This is a genomic window from Pseudomonas sp. B21-041 (genome assembly GCF_024748675.1).
GTDB classification, from domain to species: domain Bacteria; phylum Pseudomonadota; class Gammaproteobacteria; order Pseudomonadales; family Pseudomonadaceae; genus Aquipseudomonas; species Aquipseudomonas neuropathica.
Map to the genome: position 1 here is coordinate 1,477,604 of NZ_CP087175.1, position 22,101 is coordinate 1,499,704.

19 protein-coding genes are annotated in these 22,101 nt (G+C 60.5%); 11 read left to right on the forward strand and 8 right to left on the reverse strand.

The genetic code is table 11. The features are described from left to right. The first annotated feature begins 256 nt into the window (after window positions 1-256). The 9 genes from LOY43_RS06540 to pcaC all read left to right on the forward strand — a co-directional run bounded on the left by LOY43_RS06540 (window position 257) and on the right by pcaC (window position 8,528). On the forward strand, window positions 257-1,114 hold the full coding sequence (locus LOY43_RS06540) for a CoA transferase subunit A (RefSeq protein WP_077571457.1): 858 nt from the start codon (window positions 257-259) through the stop codon (window positions 1,112-1,114). Further along, window positions 1,114-1,893: a CoA-transferase subunit beta gene (locus LOY43_RS06545; RefSeq protein WP_064393051.1), complete on the forward strand. Its 780-nt coding sequence runs from the start codon at window positions 1,114-1,116 to the stop codon at window positions 1,891-1,893. Before LOY43_RS06540 ends, LOY43_RS06545 begins: the two co-directional genes overlap by 1 nt. Then, window positions 1,890-3,095 carry a 3-oxoadipyl-CoA thiolase gene (gene pcaF / locus LOY43_RS06550; RefSeq protein ID WP_258709367.1) on the forward strand — a complete coding sequence of 402 codons (1,206 nt, stop codon included), beginning with the start codon at window positions 1,890-1,892 and terminating at the stop codon, window positions 3,093-3,095. The genes LOY43_RS06545 and pcaF overlap by 4 nt, the downstream gene beginning before the upstream one ends. A gap of 36 nt (window positions 3,096-3,131) precedes the next feature. Beyond that, window positions 3,132-3,836, forward strand: a complete 705-nt coding sequence (pcaH, locus tag LOY43_RS06555) for a protocatechuate 3,4-dioxygenase subunit beta (RefSeq protein WP_008080089.1) — start codon at window positions 3,132-3,134, stop codon at window positions 3,834-3,836. Window position 3,837: 1 nt separating this feature from the next. Next, on the forward strand, window positions 3,838-4,404 hold the full coding sequence (gene pcaG / locus LOY43_RS06560; protein ID WP_095049153.1) for a protocatechuate 3,4-dioxygenase subunit alpha: 567 nt from the start codon (window positions 3,838-3,840) through the stop codon (window positions 4,402-4,404). Between the two features lie 210 nt (window positions 4,405-4,614). Continuing rightward, window positions 4,615-5,910, forward strand: a complete 1,296-nt coding sequence (locus LOY43_RS06565; protein WP_095049154.1) for an MFS family transporter — start codon at window positions 4,615-4,617, stop codon at window positions 5,908-5,910. A 46-nt stretch (window positions 5,911-5,956) separates the two neighbouring features. Further along, a complete protein-coding gene (locus LOY43_RS06570) occupies window positions 5,957-7,321 on the forward strand; it encodes a 3-carboxy-cis,cis-muconate cycloisomerase (protein ID WP_258709368.1) in 1,365 nt (454 codons plus the stop codon). A gap of 12 nt (window positions 7,322-7,333) precedes the next feature. Next, window positions 7,334-8,125, forward strand: coding sequence for a 3-oxoadipate enol-lactonase (gene pcaD, locus LOY43_RS06575; RefSeq protein ID WP_095049156.1), 792 nt, complete (start codon window positions 7,334-7,336; stop codon window positions 8,123-8,125). Window positions 8,126-8,135: 10 nt separating this feature from the next. Further along, window positions 8,136-8,528, forward strand: a complete 393-nt coding sequence (gene pcaC, locus LOY43_RS06580) for a 4-carboxymuconolactone decarboxylase (protein ID WP_007957838.1) — start codon at window positions 8,136-8,138, stop codon at window positions 8,526-8,528. A 105-nt stretch (window positions 8,529-8,633) separates the two neighbouring features. On the opposite strand, the gene LOY43_RS06585 is transcribed toward pcaC, so the two are convergent. The 5 genes from LOY43_RS06585 to emhA form a co-directional block, all read right to left on the reverse strand. Next, window positions 8,634-9,437, reverse strand: coding sequence for a methyltransferase domain-containing protein (locus LOY43_RS06585; protein ID WP_258709369.1), 804 nt, complete (start codon window positions 9,435-9,437; stop codon window positions 8,634-8,636). Window positions 9,438-9,705: 268 nt separating this feature from the next. Beyond that, window positions 9,706-10,965, reverse strand: coding sequence for an OprD family porin (locus tag LOY43_RS06590; RefSeq protein WP_258709370.1), 1,260 nt, complete (start codon window positions 10,963-10,965; stop codon window positions 9,706-9,708). Window positions 10,966-11,404: 439 nt separating this feature from the next. After that, the gene (emhC, locus tag LOY43_RS06595; RefSeq protein WP_258709371.1) at window positions 11,405-12,865 is read right to left on the reverse strand and encodes an efflux RND transporter outer membrane subunit EmhC; all 1,461 of its coding nucleotides are present in this window, start codon (window positions 12,863-12,865) and stop codon (window positions 11,405-11,407) included. Further along, the gene (locus LOY43_RS06600; protein ID WP_095049159.1) at window positions 12,862-16,026 is read right to left on the reverse strand and encodes an efflux RND transporter permease subunit; all 3,165 of its coding nucleotides are present in this window, start codon (window positions 16,024-16,026) and stop codon (window positions 12,862-12,864) included. The genes emhC and LOY43_RS06600 overlap by 4 nt, the downstream gene beginning before the upstream one ends. A 3-nt stretch (window positions 16,027-16,029) precedes the next feature. Then, entirely contained in the window at window positions 16,030-17,187 is a 1,158-nt protein-coding gene (emhA, locus tag LOY43_RS06605) for an efflux RND transporter periplasmic adaptor subunit EmhA (protein ID WP_095049160.1), read from the reverse strand. Between the two features lie 266 nt (window positions 17,188-17,453). Between emhA and emhR the strand changes: the two genes are divergently transcribed. After that, the gene (gene emhR / locus LOY43_RS06610) at window positions 17,454-18,086 is read left to right on the forward strand and encodes an efflux system transcriptional repressor EmhR (protein ID WP_016982806.1); all 633 of its coding nucleotides are present in this window, start codon (window positions 17,454-17,456) and stop codon (window positions 18,084-18,086) included. 576 nt (window positions 18,087-18,662) lie between these two features. Here emhR and LOY43_RS06615 read toward each other — a convergent pair. The 3 genes from LOY43_RS06615 to LOY43_RS06625 are packed head-to-tail and all read right to left on the reverse strand — an operon-like array spanning window position 18,663 to window position 21,244. Further along, a complete protein-coding gene (locus LOY43_RS06615) occupies window positions 18,663-19,712 on the reverse strand; it encodes an alkene reductase (RefSeq protein ID WP_258709372.1) in 1,050 nt (349 codons plus the stop codon). A 28-nt stretch (window positions 19,713-19,740) separates the two neighbouring features. Then, a complete protein-coding gene (locus LOY43_RS06620) occupies window positions 19,741-20,907 on the reverse strand; it encodes an MFS transporter (protein ID WP_095049162.1) in 1,167 nt (388 codons plus the stop codon). 34 nt (window positions 20,908-20,941) lie between these two features. Next, window positions 20,942-21,244 (reverse strand): helix-turn-helix transcriptional regulator, encoded by a 303-nt coding sequence (locus LOY43_RS06625; RefSeq protein ID WP_007917068.1) that lies wholly within the window; start codon window positions 21,242-21,244, stop codon window positions 20,942-20,944. Window positions 21,245-21,414: 170 nt separating this feature from the next. On the opposite strand from LOY43_RS06625, the gene LOY43_RS06630 reads away from it, so the two are divergent. Beyond that, on the forward strand, window positions 21,415-21,999 hold the full coding sequence (locus tag LOY43_RS06630; RefSeq protein ID WP_220558245.1) for an ACP phosphodiesterase: 585 nt from the start codon (window positions 21,415-21,417) through the stop codon (window positions 21,997-21,999). Window positions 22,000-22,101 lie beyond the last annotated feature (102 nt).

Here is a 22,101-nt window from a genome sequence, read left to right on the forward strand (position 1 = left end):
GTGGGAACGCCTCAATAGACGCTCTGCGTCTGCTTTGGGACGCGGAGCGTCCCGGGCTGCATTCCCACGCGGAGCGTGGGAACGATCAATCAAAACACGAACCGATAGGCTGACAACAATCTGTTCGATAAACGAACACTCAGTCGATTATCGGATTGTTTGGCGATTTTCCCAGGCTTAATCTGCAGTGACTCCGGCGCTGAACCTCGCGCCTTTTTATCACTGGCGATTCATTACAAAAACAGGAGCCCGCTCCATGGCTGAGATCCTTTCGCTGCACGACGCGGTGAAGCAATTCGTCAACGACGGTGACACCGTCGCACTCGAAGGCTTCACTCACCTGATCCCTACGGCAGCGGGTCATGAAATCATTCGTCAGGGCAAGAAAGATCTGACGCTGGTGCGGATGACACCTGACCTGATCTACGACCAACTGATCGGCGCCGGTTGCGCACGCAAACTGATTTTCTCCTGGGGCGGCAACCCGGGCGTCGGTTCGCTGCACCGCCTGCGTGACGCGGTCGAGAAACAATGGCCGCATGCTCTCGAAATCGAAGAGCACAGCCATGCCGACCTGGCCAATGCCTACGTCGCTGGCGCATCCGGCCTGCCGTTCGCGGTGCTGCGCGCCTACGCCGGCTCCGACCTGCCGAAGGTCAATCCACTGATCAAAACCGTGACCTGCCCGTTCACCGGTGAAGTGCTGGCGGCGGTGCCGTCGGTGCGCCCGGACGTGACCGTGATCCACGCACAGAAAGCCGACCGTCAGGGCAACGTGCTGCTGTGGGGCATCCTCGGTGTGCAGAAAGAAGCGGCACTGGCGGCCAAACGCTGCATCGTCACCGTGGAAGAGATTGTCGACAACCTCAACGCGCCGATGAATGCCTGCGTGCTGCCGACCTGGGCCTTGAGCGCAGTCTGCCACGTACCCGGCGGCGCGCACCCGTCCTACGCCCACGGTTACACCGAGCGCGACAATCGTTTCTATCAGGCGTGGGACCCGATTGCCCGTGACCGTGAAACGTTTACTGCGTGGATCAACGAATACATCCATGGCTGCGCTGACTTCAGCGCGTTCCAGGCCAAGTTGGCCGCTGCTTCGGAGGCCAAGTAATGACTTACACCACCAATGAAATGATGACCGTCGCGGCGGCCCGTCGCCTGAAGAACGGCTCGGTGTGCTTCGTCGGTATCGGCCTGCCGTCGAAAGCCGCCAACCTGGCGCGCCTGACCTCGTCGCCGGACGTGGTGCTGATCTACGAGTCGGGCCCGATTGGCGCCAAGCCAAGCGTGTTGCCGCTGTCCATTGGTGACGGCGAGCTCGCTGAAACCGCTGACACCGTCGTACCGACCGGTGAGATTTTTCGCTATTGGTTGCAGGGCGGACGCATTGACGTTGGTTTCCTCGGTGCTGCGCAAGTCGACCGTTTCGGCAACATCAACACCACCGTGGTTGGCGATTACTTCTCGCCGAAAGTGCGTCTACCGGGGGCCGGTGGCGCGCCGGAGATTGCCGGTTCGGCAAAAAGCGTGTTGATCATCCTTAAACAGTCGGCGCGTTCGTTTGTCGACAAGCTCGACTTCATCACCTCGGTCGGTCACGGCGAAGGCGGCGACTCGCGTAAACGTCTGGGCCTGCCGGGCGCCGGGCCGGTCGGGATCATCACCGACCTGTGCATCATGGAACCGGAAGAAGGCACCCACGAATTCGTGGTCACCGCGCTGCACCCGGGCGTGACCCGCGAGCAAGTGGTCGCGGCCACCGGTTGGGCGATTCGTTTTGCCGAGCATGTTGAAAACACCGCTGAACCGACTGAAGTCGAACTGACTGCGCTGCGCGATCTCGAAGCGCGTACTGCCGCCGCCCACGGCCAGGCACCGGGAGAAGCATGATGCGTGACGTTTATATCTGCGACGCGATTCGCACCCCGATCGGCCGTTTCGGCGGCGGTTTGTCCGCCGTCCGCGCCGATGACCTGGCCGCTGTGCCGATCAAGGCCCTGATGGAACGCAATCCATCGGTGGACTGGAATGCCATCGACGAAGTCTTCCTCGGTTGCGCCAACCAGGCCGGCGAAGACAACCGCAACGTTGCGCGTATGGCCCTGCTGCTGGCGGGCCTGCCGGAAAGCGTACCGGGCGTGACGCTCAATCGTCTTTGCGCTTCGGGCATGGACGCGATCGGCACCGCATTCCGCGCCATCGCCAGCGGCGAGATGGAGTTGGCAATTGCCGGCGGCGTCGAGTCGATGTCCCGCGCACCGTTCGTGATGGGCAAGGCTGACGCGGCGTTTTCGCGCAACATGAAGCTGGAAGACACCACCATCGGCTGGCGTTTTATCAACCCGTTGATGAAGGCGCAGTACGGCGTCGACGCGATGCCGCAGACCGCCGACAACGTCGCCGACGACTATAAAGTCTCGCGCGCCGATCAGGACGCGTTTGCTCTACGCAGTCAGCAACGCACTGCTGCCGCGCAGGCTGCGGGCTACTTCGCCGAAGAAATCGTCGAAGTGCGGATCGCCCACAAGAAGGGCGAAACCGTGGTCAGCCAGGACGAACATCCGCGCGCTGACACCACGATTGAAGCGTTGACCAAATTGAAACCGGTCAACGGCCCAGACAAAACCGTCACCGCCGGCAATGCCTCCGGCGTCAACGACGGTGCTGCCGCACTGATTCTGGCTTCCGCCGAAGCGGTGAAAAAACACGGCCTGACCGCCCGCGCCAAAGTGCTCGGCATGGCCAGCGCCGGTGTCGCACCTCGGGTGATGGGCATCGGCCCGGTACCGGCGGTGCGCAAATTGATCGAGCGTCTCGGCGTCGCGGTCAGCGATTTCGACGTGATCGAACTCAACGAAGCATTTGCCAGCCAAGGCTTGGCGGTGCTGCGTGAACTGGGTCTGGCGGATGACGCCGCGCAGGTCAACCCGAACGGCGGGGCGATTGCCCTTGGTCACCCGTTGGGCATGAGCGGTGCGCGTCTGGTGCTGACCGCGCTGCATCAGCTGGAAAAGACCGGTGGCAAGAAAGGTCTGGCGACCATGTGCGTCGGTGTCGGCCAAGGTCTGGCCCTGGCCATCGAACGCGTCTGACGCAAGCCGTGACGAAATAGAACAGAGGAAAGCGACATGTCTGACAAGCCTGGTTACCGTCGTCCGCAGGAAGGCACTCAGCCTGAGTACCTGCACCCGACGTATCAATCCACCAACCTGCGCTCGCCGTCCAAACCATTGGTGTTTCTGCCGCACTCGCTGTCGGAAATCACCGGGCCGACCATCGGCGCCGAGCGCGTGGGCGACACCGATAACGACCTGACCGCCCAGCATGAAGGCGAGCCGCAGGGCGAACGCATCATCATTCACGGCCGCGTGCTCGACGAAAACGGTCTGCCGGTGCCGGGGATTCTGGTGGAGATCTGGCAGGCCAACGCCGCCGGCCGCTATAACCACAAGCGCGACCTGCACGACGCGCCGCTGGACCCGAACTTCACCGGTACTGGCCGCACCGTCACCGACGCCGATGGCTGGTATCAGTTCCAGACCATCAAGCCCGGCGCCTACCCTTGGGGTAACCATCACAACGCCTGGCGCCCGGCGCATATCCACTTCTCGCTGTTCGGGCCGAGCATCCTCACGCGTCTGGTCACGCAAATGTATTTCCCGGGCGATCCGCTGCTGGCCTATGACCCGATCTACAACTGCGTGCCGGACACCTCGGCCAAGGAACGCCTGATCGCCAGTTTCGATCTGGAAAAAACCATTCCGTCCTACGCCCTCGGTTATCGCTGGGACATCGTGCTGCGCGGGCGTGAAGCCACGCCGATGGAGAAATAAGATGACGCTGACTGCGACCACGTCCCACACCGTCGGGCCGTACTACCACATCGGCCTGACCTGGCTGAACCGTGAAGACCTCACCGTTGAGCAAACCCTCGGCGAGCGCGTGGCAATCACCGGGCAAGTGGTGGATGGCAACGGCGATGTCGTTAACGACGCCATGCTCGAAGTCTGGCAGGCCAACGCTGCCGGCAAATACGACCACCCGGAAGACGAGCAGGACAAACCGCTTGATCCGCACTTTGAAGGTTTTGGCCGGGTGCCGGTGGATGCTGAAGGGCGCTTCCGTTTCACCACCATCAAACCGGGCACGGTTGAGGGGCTGAAGGGCTCGACCCAGGCGCCGCATCTGGTGGTGCTGGTGTTTGCCCGTGGCTTGGTCAAACACTTGCTGACGCGGATCTACTTTGAAGGCGAGCCGGCCAACGTTGATGATCCGTTACTCGATTGTGTGCCGGCCGAGCGTCGCAGCACGTTGCTGGCCAAGCAGGACGCCTCGGGTGTTTACCAGTGGAATGTGATTCTGCAGGGCACTGATGCCGAAACCGTGTTCTTCGATTATTAAAATCAAAAGATCACCGCCTGCGGCAGCTTCTACATGATCGTTCCCACGCTCTGCGTGGGAATGCCGCCATGGACGCTCCGCGTCCACTGTGACGCGGAGCGTCACCGGATGCGTTACCACGCGGAGCGTGGGAACGATCGATGTAGGATGTGGAACGGGACTGTTGCAAAGTATGTCTAGACTCTCACTGTCCCTATCGAGTGAAAAACAATGACAACGACCACCTCCCATTACACCGGTGAAGAGCGCAGCAAGCGCATCTTTGCCATTGTCGGCGCCTCGTCTGGCAACCTCGTCGAATGGTTCGACTTCTACGTCTACGCCTTCTGCGCGATCTATTTCGCCCCGGCGTTCTTCCCCTCCGACAACCCGACGGTGCAACTGGTCAATACCGCTGGCGTGTTCGCCGCCGGCTTCCTGATGCGTCCGATTGGTGGCTGGATTTTCGGCCGGGTCGCCGACAAGCACGGGCGCAAGAATTCGATGCTCATCTCGATTCTGATGATGTGCTTCGGCTCGTTGCTGATTGCCTGCCTGCCGACCTATAAGGACATCGGCGTCTGGGCACCGGTCCTGCTGTTGTTCGCACGCTTGCTGCAAGGCTTGTCGGTCGGCGGCGAGTACGGCACCACCGCGACCTATATGAGCGAAGTTGCCCTCAAGGGCCAGCGTGGATTTTTCGCCTCGTTCCAGTACGTGACCCTGATCGGCGGACAACTGCTGGCGGTGTCGCTGGTGGTGGTCCTGCAGCAATTCCTCACCGAAGAAGACCTGCGTGCCTACGGCTGGCGGATTCCGTTTGTGGTCGGTGCGGTGGCGGCGCTGATTTCGCTGTTCCTGCGTCGCAGCCTGAAAGAAACCACCAACAAGGAAACCCGCGCGCATAAAGACGCCGGCAGCATCAGCGCACTGTTCCGCGATCACAAAGCCGCGTTCATCACCGTGCTCGGTTACACCGCCGGTGGTTCGCTGATTTTCTACACCTTCACTACCTACATGCAGAAGTACCTGGTCAACACCGCTGGCATGCACGCCAAGACCGCCAGCTACATCATGACCGGCGCGCTGTTCCTGTATATGTGCATGCAGCCGCTGTTCGGCATGCTTGCTGACAAGATTGGCCGCCGTAATTCGATGCTCTGGTTCGGCGCGCTCGGCACGCTGTTCACCGTGCCGATTCTGTTGAGCCTGAAAAGCGTCAGCAGCCCGTTCCTCGCGTTTGTATTGATCACCGTGGCGCTGGCGATTGTCAGTTTCTACACCTCGATCAGCGGCCTGGTAAAAGCCGAAATGTTCCCGCCGGAAGTCCGCGCCCTTGGCGTTGGTCTGGCCTATGCGGTGGCGAACGCGATCTTCGGCGGTTCGGCGGAATTCGTCGCCCTGAGCCTGAAGAACATCGGCATGGAAAACTCCTTCTACTGGTACGTTACGGCCATGATGGCGATCGCCTTCCTGTTCAGTCTGCGCTTGCCGAAACAGGCGGCGTATTTGCACCACGATCTCTAACCCGAAGTGCGCGGGTCGTCACGGCCCGCGCCGGCAAGGACTGTTTATGACTCAGCGACTGGGCAATCAATTGTTCGATGCCTATTTCACTGCCCGCGATATGCGTGAGGTGTTCTGCGATCAGGGCCGCGTGCAGGCCATGCTCGACTTCGAAGCGGCGCTGGCCCGGGCCGAGGCGCGGGTCGGGTTGATTCCAGCTTCCGCTGTGGCACCGATTGCGGCGGCATGCAGCGCTGGTCTGTATGACTTCGCGGTGCTGGGCGAGGCGATTGCCACGGCCGGCAATTCGGCGATTCCGCTGGTCAAGGCATTGGGCAAGCAGATTGCTGCCAGCGACGCTGAAGCCGAACGTTATGTGCATTTGGGCGCGACCAGTCAGGACGTGATGGATTCCGGGCTGGTGTTGCAATTGCGTCAGGCGCTGGCGTTGATCGAGAACGATCTCTCGCAACTCGCTGATTCCCTCGCGATCCAGGCGCAACGTCATGCGGCGACGCCGTTGGCCGGGCGCACGTGGCTGCAACACGCGACGCCGGTAACCCTCGGCATGAAAATCGCCGGATGGCTGGGCGCGGTGAATCGCAGCCGTCAGCGCTTGCGTGAACTCAAGCCGCGTTTGCTGGTGCTGCAATTCGGTGGCGCTTCCGGGACCCTCGCCGCGTTGGGCGAACAGGCCTTGCCGATTGCCGAAGCGCTGGCTGAAGAACTGCAACTGACCTTGCCGGAACAGCCGTGGCACACCCAGCGTGATCGCGTGGTCGAGTTCGGCGCGGTGCTGGGTTTGATCGCCGGCAGCCTGGGCAAATTCGGCCGCGACATCAGCCTGTTGATGCAGACTGAAGCGGCTGAGGTGTTCGAGCCATCGGCACCGGGCAAGGGTGGTTCGTCGACCATGCCGCACAAACGCAACCCGGTGGGCGCGGCGGTGTTGATCGGCGCAGCGACGCGGGTGCCGGGTCTGGTCTCGACGCTGTTCAGCGCGATGCCCCAGGAGCACGAGCGCAGCCTCGGTCTGTGGCATGCCGAATGGGAAACCCTGCCGGAGATTTGCTGCCTCGTTTCCGGTTCGCTGCAACAGGCACGCTTGCTCGCCGACGGTCTGGAAGTCGACGCCGCACGCATGGCCCGCAACCTCGAATTGACTCAGGGGCTGGTGTTGGCCGAAGCCGTCAGCATCGTCCTTGCCCAGCGTGTCGGCCGCGACGCCGCGCATCACCTGCTCGAACAATGCTGCAAACGCGCGGTGGCCGAGCAGCGCCATTTGCGCGCCGTGCTCGGTGACGAACCGCAAGTCACCGCCGAGTTGAGCAGCGCTGAACTTGATCAACTTTTGAACCCCGCTCATTACCTCGGCCAGGCAAAAACCTGGGTCGAGCGCGCGGTGGCCGAACACAACGCATTGTCTGTCTGAAAGGAGAGGGCTGTGGCTTTCGTTCAACTCGCCGATGGCGAACTGCATTATCAAATCGAGGGCCCGGTCGATGCGCCGGTGCTGGTGCTCTCCAACTCGCTAGGCACTGATCTGCACATGTGGGACGCGCAGATGCCGGCGTTTACCGAGCACTTTCGCGTGCTGCGTTTCGATACCCGTGGCCACGGCGAATCGCTGGTGACGCCGGGTCCTTACAGCATCGAGCAACTCGGTCATGACGTGCTCGGTTTGCTGGATGCACTGCACATTGAGCGTGCGCATTTTTGTGGGCTGTCGATGGGAGGCCTGATCGGCCAGTGGCTGGGGATCAATGCCGGGCATCGGCTGCATAAGCTGATCGTCTGCAATACCGCGGCAAAAATCGGTGATCCGTCGGTGTGGAATCCACGCATCGAAACCGTGCTGCGTGACGGTGCGGCAGCGATGGTGGCCCTGCGTGATGCATCGATTGCCCGCTGGTTCACCCCGGACTTTTCGGCTGCTCATCCGGCAGCGGCCAAGCAGATTACCGACATGCTCGCGGCCACCTCGCCGCAAGGTTATGCGGCTAACTGCGCAGCGGTGCGTGATGCGGATTTCCGCGAGCAACTGGTTTCGATCAACGTGCCGTTGCTAGTGATTGCCGGCACTGAAGATGCGGTGACGCCGCCGGCCGGTGGGCACTTTATTCAGGAACATGTACGCGGCGCCGAATACGCCGAGTTCTATGCGGCGCACCTGTCCAACGTGCAGGCTGGCGTGGACTTCAGTGATCGTGTGTTGGCGTTTTTGCGGGCTAAGTGAGGAAGTTTTTGTGGACGAGAAACAACGTTACGACGACGGCATGCAAGTGCGTCGCGCGGTGCTGGGCGATGCCCATGTCGATCGCAGCCTGACCACGCTGACCGAGTTCAACTCGGAGTTTCAGGAAATGATCACCCGGCATGCGTGGGGCGATATCTGGACGCGTCCGGGCTTGCCACGTCATACGCGCAGTCTGATCACCATCGCCATGCTGATCGGCATGAACCGCGAAGGCGAACTGAAACTGCACTTGCGCGCGGCGGCCAATAACGGCGTGAGCCGGGGTGAGATCAAGGAAGTGATCATGCAGAGCGCGATCTATTGCGGGATTCCAGCGGCGAATGCGACGTTTCATCTGGCTGAATCGGTTTGGGATGAGCTGGGTGTTGAATCCAGGGATTGATGGTGCCTGAGCTGACGTCTTCGCGAGCAGGCTCGCTCCCACATTTGGAATGCGTTCCCCTGTAGGAGTGAGCCTGCTCGCGATAGCGATAGTGGCCGCGACGAATCAGACGGTGGCAACAATAAATATCCGCTTGAACGCAAACAACGTATGCCCATCCCCCTCCTGCGGATAATGCTTATGCACCCGCATCAGGTAGTGATAGATAAACCGCGCCTGTTCCGCTGAATCCAGCGCCTGCATCACCGGCCGCAGCGCCGAGACCTTCACCCAGTCATAAATTGGCGATTTGCCGTCAACCACCTGCAACTGCTCGGTCTCCCAGATATCCAGGGATGAGGTCAGCGGCGCGAGCAAGCGGTAGTAATCCTCCAGTGCCAACAACGGCCGCGCGGCCATGCGCTGGCGCAGTTCAGGTGTGCCCATTGGCCTGCCACCGGGGCCGCCATTTTCGAGAGTGTCGAGCATCAGCCGATACCACAGCGCATCGCGCCAGTCCGGCATGTGCGCCGCCAGACAACCGCCGGGATTCAGATAACCGAGCAGATGCGGCAGCAGCGTTTCATGGCCCTCGATAAAGTGCAGCACGGCGGCTGCGAGCAGCAGGTCCGCCGGCTGCTCCGGTTGCCAATCGAGCAGATCGCAGTGTTTCCACGATGCCCTGAGCGGCAGACAGCGCGCTTCTGCGAGCATCTGTGCCGAGCTGTCGATCCCCTGCAACTGCGCGCGCGGCCAGCGTTTGGCCAACAACTGCGTGGCAATGCCGGTGCCGCAGCCAAGGTCGTAAATGCGTTGAGGATTTGGCAGGTCAACACGGTCGAGCAATTCATTGACCGGGCGTTGCCTGAGACGGGAAAACTGCTGGTACGCCTTGGCGTCCCAGTCGGGTGTTGCAAGACGAGAGATCATTGAGGTGGTCCTCCAGTGATCGATGGTGTCTTCCGATGACAACCTGGCTCCCAGCTTGAGGACCGACTACGACGACGGAAGCGGAAAGGTGAAGCACCTGACTCCTTCAGGTTTTGTCACTTTACCTGCCGGCCGGCAAAGTGCCACTTCTCCTGACCAATGGCGAGAATTCCAATGTAGGAGCTGCCGCAGGCTGCGATCTTTTGATCTTGTTTTTAAGATCAAAAGATCGCAGCCTGCGGCAGCTCCTACAGGGTTGGATCGGTGTTTAGAGGAGGCTGATCGGGTAGCTGACGATCAAGCGGTTCTCATCGAACTCGTTGTTGCTGAAGTCCCGGCGCATGGTCGAGTTGCGCCATCTGACGTTCAGATCCTTAAGCGCGCCGCTCTGCACGGTGTAGCCCAGTTCCGATTCGCGGCCCCACTCCTTGCCGTCGGTGGTGGTCCCGGTGTGCACGTTGTCGCCGCTGATGTAGCGGTTCATCAGGGTCAGGCCGGGGATGCCCAGCGCGACGAAGTTGTAGTCATGGCGTACTTGCCAGGAACGTTCCTGCGCATTGTCGTAGCTGGCGTTGTAGCTGTCGTTGGCCAGCGTGCCGCCGCTGGTGCCGTTGACGCGCATCCAGGCGCTGTCGCCGGTGAGTTTCTGCAGGCCGACGTAGAAGGTGTTGCCGCCGTACTTCGCCGAGAACATCCCTGACCAGGTTTTGTTGTCGAGGTCGCCGGCGCGGGCGCTGCCATCGTCCTTGCCGTAGAAGAAGCCGAGGTTGGCGCCCAGCGTCCAGTCGCCCAGCGGCTGGCTGTGGATCAGGTTGACGTATTGCTGGCTGTAGATGTCCTTGAGTTCGGCGTTCCACAGGCCGATCTGTGTGCGTTTTTCGTTGAAAACGTACTCACCGCCCTGAAAGTTGAAGCGATCAGAGGTGAATGCCGCTTTGCCGGTCATCGACATGTCGCTCATGCTGCTGTCATCGCGCGGGCTGTTGGCGCGGAACTGGCCGCCGTAGAGGGTCAGGCCGTCGATTTCTTTGGACGTGATCTGCCCGCCACGGAAGGTCTGTGGCAATGAGCGGCCATCGTCCGAACGCAGGATCGGCAGCACCGGCATCCACTCGCCGACCTTCACTTCGGTCTGCGAAAGCTTGGCTTTGAAAGCGACGTTGGTGCGACCGAAGTTGTCCGCCGGACGACCGTCATGGTCCAGCGGCAACAATTGGGTGCCGCCCGTGCCTTTGCCGCCATCAAGCTTTACCGAATACAGGCCCAGCACGTCCATGCCGAAGCCGACGGTGCCTTGGGTGAAGCCGGATTTGGCGTCGAGGATGAAGCTCTGCGTCCACTCTTCAGCCTTGCCCTGAGCCTTGGTCGGGTTGGTGAAGTTACGGTTGATATAGAAGTTGCGCAGGTTGAGATTGACCTTGGCGCCCTCGATGAAGCCGGCTTCTTCAGCCGCTGCGGGCAGCGCCGCGCCGGCCAGGGCCAGGGCGATCAGGCCGGGAATTGCGTAAGGCGCAGGGGAGGTTGTCATGGGCTCGGGTCTCTCTTGTTTTTTTAAGGCGAACAGGTGCGCTGACACCGGTTTTCGGAGTGCAAACATGAAAAGTGTTCAGAGGTGAAACGACGGCAATCAGCCGGACGGGGCAGGGCGCGGGAGCATGGTGTCGAACCTGTTGTTATTGGTTTTGTGGAGCGAATGGTGCGGGGGGCGGTGGTGGGGATTCAATCGGCGGAAGCGGTTTTTGGGCGATTATCGAACGCAAGATTTGCTCGGGGTTTTGGGTGAATGGGAGGGCCTCATCGCTGGCAAGCCAGCTCCCACAGGTTTTTGTGTCGTTCACAATGTTGGGTACACCACAGAACATTGTGGGAGCTGGCTTGCCAGCGATGGGGCCACCCCAGACACCACAACTTTCTGACAGGCAACAAAAAGCCCACCAATCGGTGGGCTCCTTGTATTCAGCCGATGATCAGAACAACTTCATCTTCGGCGCTTCTTCTTTCAGCGGTTCGTTCTGCGCGGTCTGCGCATTCCAGCCACCGCCCAAGGCCTTGTACAGGTTGACCGCACTGGTCAGCTGCGCGAGGCGGTCGGTGATCAGCGCTTGTTGCGCGCTGAACAGCTGACGCTGGGCATCGAGGAAGGTCAGGTTGCTGTCGACGCCGATGCGGTAGCGACGTTCGGCCAGGCGGTAGTAATCCTGGTTGGCCGCGACGAAGTCACGCTGCGCTTGCAACTGCTCGGTGTAGGTCTGGCGGGCGGCGAGGCCGTCGGCGACTTCCTGGAAGGCCGTTTGAATGGACTTCTCGTAGTTCGCCACGCCAATGTCCTTCTGGATCTTGGCGTAGTCGAGGCTGGCGCGCAGGCTGCCGGCGTTGAAGATCGGCAGGTTGATCTGCGGCTGGAATAACCACGTCCCCGAACCACCCTTGAACAGGCCGGACAGGTCCGGGCTCAGGCTGCCCGCGTTGGCGGTCAGGCTGATGCTCGGGAAGAACGCGGCACGGGCTGCGCCAATGTTGGCGTTGGCCGCTTTCAGGTTGTACTCGGCTTGCAGAATGTCCGGACGACGTTGCAGCAGGTCCGAAGGCAGGCCGGCCGGTACGTCGCTGAGCAGGTCATCGGACAGCGGTTTGGCCGTTTGCAGATTAGCCGGGATACCAGTGCCGAGCAGCAGGGTCAGGCTGTTTTCGTCCTGCGCCACCTGGCGGGTGTAACGCGCCAGTTGTGCGCGAGCGTTCTCGACCGAGGTGCGCGACTGCGCCAGGTCCAGTGCCGAAGCGACACCGACTTCGTTGCTGCGGCTGGTCAGCTTGTAGCTTTCTTCAAAGGCACCGAGGGTGTCTTGCGTCAGCTTGAGCAGTTCCTTGTCCGCTTGCCAGGTCAGGTAAGCATTGGCGACGCTGGCGACCAGACTGATCTGCGTGCTGCGGCGTGCTTCTTCGGTGGCGAAGTATTGTTGCAGCGCTTGTTCGCTCAGGCTGCGAACGCGACCGAACAGGTCGAGTTCGTAGGCGCTGATGCCGACAGTGGCGGAGTAGGAGCTGGTGATGCTCGACTCGCCGGTCTGCGATGCACGGGCCGGAACCCGCTGACGGCTGCCGCTGGCATTGGCCGATACCGCCGGGAACAGGTCGGCGCGCTGGATGCGGTATTGAGCCGCATAGGCGTCGATGTTCAGCGCCGCGACACGCAGGTCGCGGTTGTTTTCCAGGGACACCTGGATCAGCTGTTGCAGCGCCGGGTCATGGAAAAACTGCTTCCAGCCCTGCTCGGCAGCGGCTTGCGCCGGTGCCTGGGCCGGCGAATAGGCCGGCCCCTGCGGGTACTGACCTGCGACCGGAACCTCAGGCTGCTGATAATCAGGTATCAGCGAGCAACCGCTCAGCACGAAGGCGGCGACTGCGATGGAGAGTAGCGACTTGCTCATTGGCCAGCCTCTTTAGGAGTTTCTTTAGTTTCATCCGGGTCGGTGATTTTACGCTGGCCCATGGACGAAACCGTAACGAAGAACAGGGGTACCCAGAAAATCGCGAGTACTGTGGCGGTGATCATACCGCCAATTACCACGGTGCCAATGGCGTGCTGGCTGCCTGAGCCGGCGCCTGTGGAAATTGCCAGAGGCACTACGCCGAGGATGAACGCCAGGGACGTCATGATGATCGGACGCAAACGCATGCGGCAAGCTTCGATGGCTGCGTCGCGCAGACTGGCGCCCTGTTCATGCAATTCCTTGGCGAACTCGACGATCAGAATGGCGTTTTTCGCTGCCAGACCGATGGTCGTCAACAGCCCCACCAGGAAGTACACGTCGTTGGACAGCCCGCGCAGACTGGTCGCCAGCAAGGCACCGATGATCCCCAGCGGAACCACGAGCACCACCGCAATCGGAATCGACCAGCTCTCATAGAGAGCCGCCAGACACAGGAATACCATCAGCAGCGACAGCGCAAACAGTGCCGGCGCCTGCGAACCCGCCAGACGTTCTTCATAGGACAGCCCCGTCCAGGAGATGCCTACGCCTTTCGGCAGTTTCGCGGCAATGGCTTCGACCTCGGCCATGGCTTCACCCGTGGAGTAACCTGGAGCCGGGGCACCGAGGATTTCCACCGCTTCCACACCGTTGTAGCGCGAGAGCTTCGGCGAACCGTAGATCCACTCGCCCTTGGCGAATGCCGAGAACGGAACCATGGTGCCGCTGGCGTTGCGTACGTACCACTTCTTCAAGTCTTCCGGTTTCATGCGCGAATCCGGCTGGCCTTGCACGTACACCTTCTTCACCCGACCACGGTCGATGAAGTCGTTGACGTAGCTACTACCCAAAGCAATCGACAAGGTGTTGTTGATGTCGCTGATGGTAACGCCCAGGGCGCTGGCCTTCTCGTCATCGATTTCGAGCTGGAATTGCGGCTCGTCATTCAGACCGTTCGGACGTACCTGCGACAACACTTTGCTTTGCGCCGCCATGCCGAGGAACTGGTTGCGTGCCTCCATCAGTTTTTCATGACCGATACCGGCGCGGTCCTGCAGGAACACGTCGAAACCGGTGGCGTTACCCAACTCCAGCACTGCCGGCGGGGCGAAGGCGAACACCATCGCGTCGCGGAAGGTAAAGAAGTGCTGCTGGGCGCGAGCCGCCAGCTTGAACACGCTGTTGTCGGCGTTACGCTCATCCCATGGCTTGAGCATGATGAATGCCATACCCGAGCTCTGACCACGGCCGGCGAAGTTGAAACCGGTCACGGTGAACACCGAGGCGACGGTGTCACCTTCACCGCCATCCTTGGTCGGACGCAGCAGGTATTCACGCATTTCATCCACGACTACCTGGGTGCGCTGGGCGCTGGAACCGGCCGGGGTCTGCACTTGAGCGAACAGTACGCCCTGGTCTTCTTCCGGCAGGAAGGAGGAGGGGATGCGCATGAACAACCAGATCATGCCGATCAGAATCAGCGCGTAGGCCAGCAGGTAAGGCACCTTCTGGCGCAGGATATTGCCGACGCCACGCTCGTAGCTTTTGACGCTGCGATCGAAGTTGCGGTTGAACCAGCCGAAGAAGCCTTTTTTCGGAACGCCGTGCTCACCATGGGGAATAGGCTTGAGCATGGTCGCGCAGAGTGCCGGGGTGAAGATCAGCGCGACCAGCACCGACAGGGCCATGGCCGAGACAATGGTGATCGAGAACTGCTTGTAGATCACACCGGTCGAGCCACCGAAGAACGCCATTGGCAGCAGAACCGCCGACAGTACCAAGGCGATACCAACCAGTGCGCCCTGGATCTGGCCCATGGATTTCTTGGTCGCTTCCTTCGGAGACAGGCCCTCCTCAGCCATGACTCGCTCGACGTTTTCCACCACGACGATGGCATCGTCCACCAGCAAACCGATGGCCAGTACCATGCCGAACATGGTCAGGGTGTTGATGCTGAAACCGGCGGCGGCGAGGATGCCGAACGTACCGAGCAATACCACCGGCACGGTCATCGTGGTGATGACGGTGGCGCGGAAGTTCTGCAGGAACAGGAACATCACCAGGAACACCAGCGCGATCGCTTCGACCAGCGTGTGAACCACACCTTTGATCGACTCGGTCACTACGGGGGTCGTGTCGTACGGGAACACCACTTCCATGCCTGGCGGGAAGAACGGCTTGAGGCTGTCGATAGTGGTGCGCAAGGCTTTGGCCGTATCGAGGGCGTTGGCGCCGTTGGCCAGTTTCACTGCCAGACCGGATGCCGGGCTGCCGTTGAACTGGGCACTGATGGCGTAGTTTTCGCCACCCAGGCCAACATCAGCCACGTCTTTGAGGCGAACCTGCGAACCGTCCTTGTTGACCTTGAGCAGGATTTCCTTGAACTGCTCGGCCGTCTGCAGACGGGTCTTGCCGATGATCGTCGCGTTCAGCTGCTGGCCCTGTACGGCCGGCAAGCCGCCGAGCTGGCCGGACGAGACCTGGACGTTCTGCGCCGCGATGGCAGTCTTCACGTCGATCGGGGTCAGGTTGAAATTGTTCAGCTTGGCCGGGTCGAGCCAGATGCGCATCGCATACTGGGCACCGAAGACCTGGAAGTCACCGACGCCAGCAGTCCGCGAAATCGGATCCTGCATGTTCGACACGATGTAGTTGGACAAGTCGTCCTTGGTCATGCTGCCGTCACGCGAGACCACGCCGATGACCAGCAGGAAGTTTTTCACTGCCTTGGTCACGCGTATACCTTGTTGCTGCACTTCCTGCGGCAACAGCGGAGTGGCGAGGTTCAGCTTGTTCTGAACCTGCACCTGCGCGGTGTCGGAGTTGGTGCCTTGCTCGAAGGTCGCGGTGATGGTCATGCTGCCGTCGGAGTTACTTTCCGAGGACACATAACGCAAGTTGTCGATACCGTTGAGCTGCTGCTCGATCACCTGGACCACGGTGTCCTGCACGGTTTGCGCCGAAGCGCCCGGGTAGGTCACGGAGATCGCAATGGCCGGTGGCGCAATGCTTGGGTACTGGTTGATCGGCAATTTCAGGATCGAAAGTGCCCCGACCAGCATGATCACCAGGGCAATTACCCAGGCGAAAATCGGACGGTCGATGAAGAATTTTGACATGGATTACTCCCCTTTGCCGCCGGCGGCTTTGTCAGCTGCCTGAGCGGGGGCCGGGTTCTTGGTGCCGACGTTGGTCGCTTCAGTCGGTTTGACCTCGACGCCCGGTTTGACGAATTGCAGCCCTTCGGTGATCAGGCGATCGCCGGCCTTCAAGCCGTCTTCGATCAGCCATTGGCTGCCGACGGTGCGGCTGGCCTTCAACTGACGCAACTCGACTTTGTTGTCCGGGCCGACGACCAGTGCGGTCGGCGTGCCTTTGAGGTCACGGGTCACGCCTTGCTGCGGGGCGAGGATCGCGGCGCTGTTGACACCGGCCTGCAGCTGCGCGTGGACGAACATGCCTGGCAACAGGGTGTGATCCGGGTTCGGGAACACGGCGCGCAGGGTTACCGAACCGGTGGTCTGGTCGACCGACACTTCGGAGAATTCCAGCTTACCGTCGAGCTTGTATTGGCTGCCGTCTTCCAGAGTCAGCTTGACTGCGGCGGCGTTGTCACCCGCTTTCTGCAGACGACCGCTTTCCAGTTCGCGGCGCAGCTCCAGCAGTTCCACCGAGGACTGGGTGACATCAACGTAGATCGGGTCCAGTTGCTGGATCACGGCCATGGCGTCGGTTTGACCATTGCTCACCAAGGCACCTTCGGTGACCGAAGAGCGGCCGATACGCCCGGAGATCGGCGCGTACACCTTGGTGTAACGCACGTTGATCTGCGCGCTCTGCAGCGACGCTTCCGATTCCATGCGGTTGGCCACGGCGGTGTCGTATTCCTGGCGGCTCACGGCCTGTTCATCGACCAGTTGCTTGTAGCGGTCGGAGATCGACTTGGTCGAACGCAGGCTGGCTTCGGCGCTTTTCAGGGTCGCTTCATAAACCGCCGGATCGATCTGATACAGCTGCTGACCGGCTTTGACATCGCCGCCTTCCTTGAACAGGCGCTTGAGAATGATGCCGTTGACCTGTGGTCGAACTTCCGCGATGCGGTACGCACTGGTGCGCCCCGGCAGTTCGGAGGTGAGGGTAAAGGCTTGTGGTTGCAGGGTGACGACGCCGACCTGAGGCGGTGGAGCGGCCGGTGCCGCTTCTTCCTTTTTACATCCGCTGAGCAGCGATGCCAGGGCGACGGCAGTGACCAGAGCGGTAACAGCTGGCTTGAATTGCATGAAGATCCTCGGGTCAGGCGCGCAAAAAGCGCACAAGAAGTGTGGAAGGGTAAAAAATGGGTATCGGGTGGATAAGTAGCTTGCTAAGGAATATACTTACGTTCATGGTTGTTTGTAAATACCTTGGCGTCGTATCCACCCTGTTACAAAACTCGTCGCAAGGTTTGAAATTGTAGGCCGGGGAGCAGATCCGTGAGAGATCGCCCCCTCTTTATTCAGCGGATATTCAGCCATCCCTGAAACATCCTGTTTGAGGTTTTACTGTCATGGTCCGTCGTACCAAAGAGGAAGCTCAAGAAACCCGTAGCCAGATCCTGGAAGCGGCGGAGAAAGCCTTTTATGAAAGGGGTGTCGCTCGTACGACGCTGGCCGATATCGCGACAATGGCCGGCGTCACACGTGGTGCTATTTACTGGCATTTCAGTAACAAGGCCGATCTGGTCCAGGCCATGCTGGATTCGCTGCGTGAGCCGCTGGATGAATTGGCCAGGGCCAGCGAAAGTGAAGATGAACTCGATCCGTTGGGCTGCATGCGCCAACTGCTGATTCATTTGTTTCATCAAGTTGCGCTGGACCCGAAAACCCGGCGTATCAACGAAATTCTGTTTCATAAGTGCGAGTTCACCGATGAAATGTGCGATTTGCGCCAGCAGCGCCGGGACGTCAGTCTCGATTGCAACGAGCGCATCGCTCTGACGTTGCGTAATGCGGTCAATCGCGGCCAGTTGCCAGAAGATCTCGACACCGCCCGCGCGGCCATCAGTATTCACAGCTATATCGATGGCCTTCTGTATGGATGGCTTCTGGCGCCGGACAGCTTTGAGCTGCATGCCGAGGCCGAGCGTTGGGTCGATACAGGGTTGGATATGCTGCGCCTGAGCCCCAGCCTGCGCAAATGAAACAAAATGCGTAATTGACACCGCTTATGTCAATTGGCCTGCCTTTATATAGCTTCGCAGCGGGGGGAGTTTAAACGTAGCGAGCTACGCATTTTGTAGGGGATTTGTGTCTTCTGTGTGAATGAGTGTAAGCCGCTTGCCCTCACCCTAACCCTCTCCCAGAGGTAGAGGGGACTGACCGAGGTGTTCTTGCGAGATACACCGACGTGAAAAATCCAGCCGAACTCAGGTTTCGAATATTCCCCGATCGGCCCCCTCTACCAGAGGTAGAGGGGACTGACCGAGGTGTTCTTGCGAGTTACGCCGACCTGAAATGTCCGGTTGAACTCACGTCCCGAACATTCCCCGATCGGCCCCCTCTCCCAGAAGGAGAGGGACTGACCGAGGTGTTCTTGCGAGTTACGCCGACCTGAAATATCCGGTTGAGCTCCGATTTCGAACGTTCCCCGATCGGCTCCCTCTCCCCTGGGAGAGGGCTGGGGTGAGGGGCTACGTACTCAGACGCGCAATCATTCTCCAGGCGAGCACAAAAAAGCCCCCGACTCTCAAAAGTCGGGGGCTTTGTGTTCCTACTGCTTATAGCGCTGGATAGTCGATGTAACCGACCGGCCCCTTACCGTAGAACAACTCCGGACGCGCATCATTCAACGGCGCATCCGCCTTCAAGCGAGCCGGCAGATCCGGGTTGGCAATGAACGGCACACCAAATGCCACGGCATCAGCCTTGCCGCTGGCCAGCCACTCATTAGCGCTGTCCTTGGTAAAGCGCTCGTTGGCGATGTACGGGCCACCGAACGCTTCTTTCAGTTGCGGACCGAGGCTGTCGGCGCCTTCTTTCTCACGGGAGCAGATGAACGCGATGCCGCGCTTGCCCAGTTCACGTGCGACGTAGGTGAAGGTTTCCGCCAGGTTGTCATCGCCCATGTCATGGGAGTCAGCGCGCGGTGCCAAGTGCACACCAACGCGACCAGCGCCCCAGACTTCGATCGCGGCGTCAGTCACTTCCAGCAGCAGGCGCGCACGGTTTTCCAGCGAGCCACCGTAGTTGTCGGTGCGCTGGTTGGTGCTGCTTTGCAGGAACTGGTCGAGCAGGTAACCGTTGGCGCCGTGGATTTCCACGCCGTCGAAACCGGCGGCTTTGGCGTTCTCGGCACCGGTGCGGTAAGCGTCGACGATGTCGGCGATTTCAGCTGTTTCCAGTGCGCGCGGGATTGGGTAGTCGGCCAGTGGGCGCACCAGGCTGACGTGACCTTTAGGCTGGATCGCGCTTGGTGCCACCGGCGTTTCACCGTTGAGGTACGACTCGTGGGAGATACGGCCCACGTGCCACAGTTGCAGGAAGATCTTGCCGCCGGCAGCGTGAATCGCTTTGGTCACGTTGGCCCAGCCGCGCACTTGATCGTTGGACCAGATTCCCGGGGTGTCCGGGTAGCCAACGCCCATTGGCGTCACCGAAGTGGCCTCACTGAGGATCAGGCCAGCGGACGCGCGCTGTACGTAGTATTCAGCCATCAGCGCGTTCGGTACGCGGCCTTCGTCGGCGCGGCAGCGGGTCAGCGGGGCCATGATGATGCGGTTGGCCAGCTCGACGTCGCCGAGTTTGATCGGATCAAAAATAGTTGCCATGTCTACAACCCTCGTAAGTAAAAGTTAATCAGTTGGTTGCCGGGGCCAGATCGGCATTGCCGTTCTGACGGAAAGTAATCAGGGTCACCAGCAGGGCGAGCACGGCCAGAGCCGCCGCCGCGAGTGGCACGCTGGTCAGGCCATAGCCGTGGGCGATGACGCTGCCGCCGACCCAGGCGCCGAGGGCGTTGCCGACGTTGAAGGCGCCGATGTTCAGGGTCGAAACCAGGTTCGGTGCGGCTTTGCCGAAGGTCACCACGTTGACTTGCAGCGCCGGCACGGCGGCGAAACACGCGGTGGCCCAGAGGAACAGAGTGATTTCAGTCGGGATCAGCGCAACGCTGGTCCAGGTCAGTACGGTGGAGACCACGGCCATGGCGATGAACACGCCGATCAACGTCGCGGCCATGCCCTTGTCGGCGAGTTTGCCGCCGATGATGTTGCCGACGGTCAGGCCCAGGCCGATCAGCATCAGCGTCCAGGTCACGCCACGCGGTGACACGCCGGTGACTTCGCCGAGCAGCGGGGCGACGTAGGTGAACAGGGTGAAGACGGAGGCGGCGAACAGCGCGGTCATGCTCAGCGACAGCCAGATCCCGGCACCTTTGAGGGCGGCGAGTTCGGCGCGCATGTCGAGTTTTTCTTCGTCACGCTTGGCCGGCAGGAAGCGGATCAGGCCGATCAGCGCGATCACGCCGATAACGGTCACCGCCCAGAAGGTCGAGCGCCAGCCGTATTGCTGACCCAGCGCAGTGCCCAGCGGCACACCGAGGACGTTGGCCAGGGTCAGGCCGGTGAACATCAACGCCACCGCCGAAGCACGTTTGTTGGCCGGCACCAGATTGGCCGCCACCACCGAACCGATGCCGAAGAACGCACCGTGGCACAGCGCGGTGATCACCCGGGCGAACATCAGCACGTTGTAATCACTGGCAATGGCGCAGAGCAGGTTGCCGACAATAAAGATGCCCATCAACGCCACCAGCGCCGCTTTACGCGGCAGTCTGGCGGTGGCCATGGCCATGAACGGCGCACCGATGGCCACGCCGAGGGCGTATCCGGTCACCAGCCAACCGGCGCCGGGTATCGACACACCGAGGTCGGCCGCCACATTGGGCAGCAGGCCCATGATGACGAACTCGGTGGTGCCGATGGCGAAGGCGCTCAAGGCGAGAATGAGTAGCGAGAGGGGCATGCAGGTTTCCTTGTCGGCTGGCTGACGTTAAGGGTCAGAGCTCTTTACTGAGGGTGCTGAGGAACGCCTGGATCACGTCCTCGTTACGTTTGAAAAAGTGCCATTGCCCGGCCTTCTGGCTGCTGATCAGGCCGGCGCGCTGCAACGTTGCGAGGTGTGCCGAAACGGTCGATTGCGACAAGCCGCAGCGTTGATCGATCTGCCCGGCGCAGATGCCGTACTCGTGGTTGTGCAACTGTTCCGGAAATTCGTTCTTCGGGTCTTTCAGCCAGTTGAGGATGTCTCGCCGTACTGGGTGCGCCAGGGCTTTTATTATTTCGTCGAGGTCGAGGTTCATGGCAGGGTGCTCACAATGTGTACAACGCTATATCGCGATGTGGCGAAATATAAATCGTTAGATCGCGATACACCAATATGATTTTGATCTGACATCAGCATAAATTGGTATATCGCGTTATAACGATACGTGGGTGTATGGCTTGTGGGTCGCAGTGCTAAGCTGCGCCCATGAACTATCTCGCACATTTACACCTCGGTGGCCAGCGCCCCGGGCAACTGCTCGGCAGTCTGTATGGCGATTTCGTCAAAGGTCGGCTGCAAGGGCAGTTTGCCCCGGAGGTCGAGGCGGCCATTCAACTGCATCGGCGGATTGACGTGTTTACCGATCGCCATCCGTTGGTGGACGTTGCGTTGGGGCGGTTTTCCGATACGAGGCGGCGTTATGCCGGGATCGTCCTCGACGTGTTTTTCGATCATTGCCTGGCCCGGGACTGGCGGTTGTATGCCGATCAGCCGCTGGAGGTTTTCACCGCTGATGTGTATCGGGTGCTGACCCGCGAACGGCAACTGCCCGAGCGATTGGCGAAGATTGCCCCGCACATGGTCGCCAATGATTGGTTGGGCTCGTATCAGGAATTTGAAGTGCTGGAGCAGGTGTTGCGCGGCATCTCACGGCGACTGACCCGGCCGGAAGAGCTGGCGGGGGCGATGGAGGAATTGCGGCGGTTGTATGAGCCGTTGAGTGAAGACTTCCGCTTGTTCTACCCGCAACTCCAGGACTTCGCCCAAAACCCCGAATCACTGAAGATCTAAATGTGGGAGCGAGCCTGCTCGCGAAGGCGGCGTGTCATTCAGCATCTACATTGGCTGAGACACCGCTTTCGCGAGCAGGCTCACTCCTACAGGGGATGTGTG

What these genes read in the sequence shown, in the direction of transcription:
- LOY43_RS06545 (WP_064393051.1), top strand. Translation starts at nt 1,114, where the DNA reads ATGACTTACACCACCAATGAAATGATGACCGTCGCGGCGGCCCGTCGC.
- emhR (WP_016982806.1), top strand. Translation starts at nt 17,454, where the DNA reads ATGGTCCGTCGTACCAAAGAGGAAGCTCAAGAAACCCGTAGCCAGATC.
- LOY43_RS06585 (WP_258709369.1), bottom strand. Translation starts at nt 9,437, where the DNA reads ATGATCTCTCGTCTTGCAACACCCGACTGGGACGCCAAGGCGTACCAG.
- LOY43_RS06565 (WP_095049154.1), top strand. Translation starts at nt 4,615, where the DNA reads ATGACAACGACCACCTCCCATTACACCGGTGAAGAGCGCAGCAAGCGC.
- LOY43_RS06570 (WP_258709368.1), top strand. Translation starts at nt 5,957, where the DNA reads ATGACTCAGCGACTGGGCAATCAATTGTTCGATGCCTATTTCACTGCC.
- LOY43_RS06615 (WP_258709372.1), bottom strand. Translation starts at nt 19,712, where the DNA reads ATGGCAACTATTTTTGATCCGATCAAACTCGGCGACGTCGAGCTGGCC.
- emhA (WP_095049160.1), bottom strand. Translation starts at nt 17,187, where the DNA reads ATGCAATTCAAGCCAGCTGTTACCGCTCTGGTCACTGCCGTCGCCCTG.
- LOY43_RS06600 (WP_095049159.1), bottom strand. Translation starts at nt 16,026, where the DNA reads ATGTCAAAATTCTTCATCGACCGTCCGATTTTCGCCTGGGTAATTGCC.
- pcaF (WP_258709367.1), top strand. Translation starts at nt 1,890, where the DNA reads ATGATGCGTGACGTTTATATCTGCGACGCGATTCGCACCCCGATCGGC.
- pcaG (WP_095049153.1), top strand. Translation starts at nt 3,838, where the DNA reads ATGACGCTGACTGCGACCACGTCCCACACCGTCGGGCCGTACTACCAC.
- LOY43_RS06620 (WP_095049162.1), bottom strand. Translation starts at nt 20,907, where the DNA reads ATGCCCCTCTCGCTACTCATTCTCGCCTTGAGCGCCTTCGCCATCGGC.
- LOY43_RS06590 (WP_258709370.1), bottom strand. Translation starts at nt 10,965, where the DNA reads ATGACAACCTCCCCTGCGCCTTACGCAATTCCCGGCCTGATCGCCCTG.
- LOY43_RS06630 (WP_220558245.1), top strand. Translation starts at nt 21,415, where the DNA reads ATGAACTATCTCGCACATTTACACCTCGGTGGCCAGCGCCCCGGGCAA.
- emhC (WP_258709371.1), bottom strand. Translation starts at nt 12,865, where the DNA reads ATGAGCAAGTCGCTACTCTCCATCGCAGTCGCCGCCTTCGTGCTGAGC.
- pcaH (WP_008080089.1), top strand. Translation starts at nt 3,132, where the DNA reads ATGTCTGACAAGCCTGGTTACCGTCGTCCGCAGGAAGGCACTCAGCCT.
- LOY43_RS06625 (WP_007917068.1), bottom strand. Translation starts at nt 21,244, where the DNA reads ATGAACCTCGACCTCGACGAAATAATAAAAGCCCTGGCGCACCCAGTA.
- LOY43_RS06540 (WP_077571457.1), top strand. Translation starts at nt 257, where the DNA reads ATGGCTGAGATCCTTTCGCTGCACGACGCGGTGAAGCAATTCGTCAAC.